This window comes from Mesotoga sp. B105.6.4 (assembly GCF_002896535.1).
Taxonomy (GTDB): domain Bacteria; phylum Thermotogota; class Thermotogae; order Petrotogales; family Kosmotogaceae; genus Mesotoga.
This window is the reverse complement of record NZ_JWIM01000042.1, coordinates 1-1,390: the sequence shown is the minus strand read 5'-3', so window position 1 is coordinate 1,390 and position 1,390 is coordinate 1. Positions and strand designations below refer to the sequence as shown.

Sequence of the window (1,390 nt, the reverse complement as noted above, 5' to 3'; positions counted from 1 at the left end):
CCGCGATTCCAGAGTAAGGAGTGTTGCTCTCTGGTCGGCCGTTGCTATACCCATTCACACATATTCCGCACTGCTAGGAGTAGACTCTGTCGAGCGAGCCACGAACGCGACTCCCTTTGAGGAAATAGTGGCAAGCATCTCTTGGGGGGGAATTACTGTGCTGAGAAAGGAGTTTTTCGACGAGTTGTTTTCAGTGAATCCTGTGGCAGAAATTGTATCCTACACAGGACCGCTTCTCGTCGTTTCGGGTCTGAAGGATGATCTTGTCTTTCCCCAACCAGAAGTCTCTAGACTTTTCATTACGTACCATAAAGGGGTAAACAGACTGCTTGAACAGGACTCCGGTCACATCTTCGATCTTTTCGACAGGCAAGATAAGGTGAGGGAGATCATTGAAGCTACTCTGGAATGGTTTATAATAACTCTTTAGCATTTAGGAGGTGTGTTGTGAGACTTAAAGGAAAAAGAGTGGTGGTCTTGGTTGAAAATGGATTTGAGGATCTCGAATTCTGGGTCCCCGTGATGCGTCTTCTAGAGGAAGGGGCAGAAGTAATCATAGCTGGCAAAGAAAAAGACAAGCAATTCAGCGGTAAGGGATGTCTTCAGGCAGTATCCGACTCAGACTTCGAGTCGATAGATGTTTCAAGGCTGGATGGAGTTCTTATACCCGGAGGGTGGGCTCCCGACAAACTGAGACGATATGAAGAAGTAAAAAAGTTAGTAAAGAGCGCTCATGAAAGGAGAAAAGTTATTGGGATGATATGTCACGCGGGCCTTGTCGGCATTTCAGCCGGAATCGTAGAAGGTTCAAAATCTGACGGAAGCGAAGGAATAAAAGATGACCTAATAAATGCTGGTGCAGTTTGGGTAGACGAGCCAGCATTGGTTGATGGCAATCTAGTTTGGGGAAGAGTTGTGAAGGACATCCCTGACTTCTGCAGGAAACTGGTCGAAACTTTAGAAAATGGAATCCGTTAACTCAGTCAGATGGTGTCATGATAAGAACAGATCGGCAATCGGGTTCGCCGAGTAGAATCTAATTTATCCATTCTCTCTTCACTATTGGTTCTGCTTCTAACCCTTGCCCTAATACTGCTATACAAATTCCTCAAGTATTGGGTTGAAATCCGATAGAATTTATAGTATTATTAAAAAACCCTACCCCCGGAGGGGGAGGTACCCGATAGAAGAGGTGATACGATGATGTTCTTTGGATTCCTAATAGTAATCTTTGCTATAGTATTCTTTCTTAAACCCGACATCTTGAAGAGTCGAATGGCTGTCTCCTCCTCATATGATAAAGAAATGAGAGTTCTCAGAGAAAGATTGGCTAACGGAGAGATCTCTATCGAGCAGTACGAGGAACTGAAAAAAACACTGTCCGAGGAGA

2 protein-coding genes and 1 pseudogene are annotated in these 1,390 nt (G+C 44.7%); all 3 read left to right on the top strand.

Features of this window, described 5'->3' with window-relative positions; all coding sequences use genetic code 11:
• A pseudogene (locus RJ60_RS09145) lies at positions 1 to 430 on the top strand (S9 family peptidase); the annotation flags it as partial.
• 17 nt (positions 431 to 447) lie between these two features.
• Entirely contained in the window at positions 448 to 978 is a 531-nt protein-coding gene (locus tag RJ60_RS09140; RefSeq protein ID WP_103134527.1) for a type 1 glutamine amidotransferase domain-containing protein, read from the top strand.
• Positions 979 to 1,200: 222 nt separating this feature from the next.
• Positions 1,201 to 1,390 (top strand): SHOCT domain-containing protein (locus tag RJ60_RS09135; protein WP_103134526.1); only part of this gene is annotated, 190 nt, incomplete at its 3' end.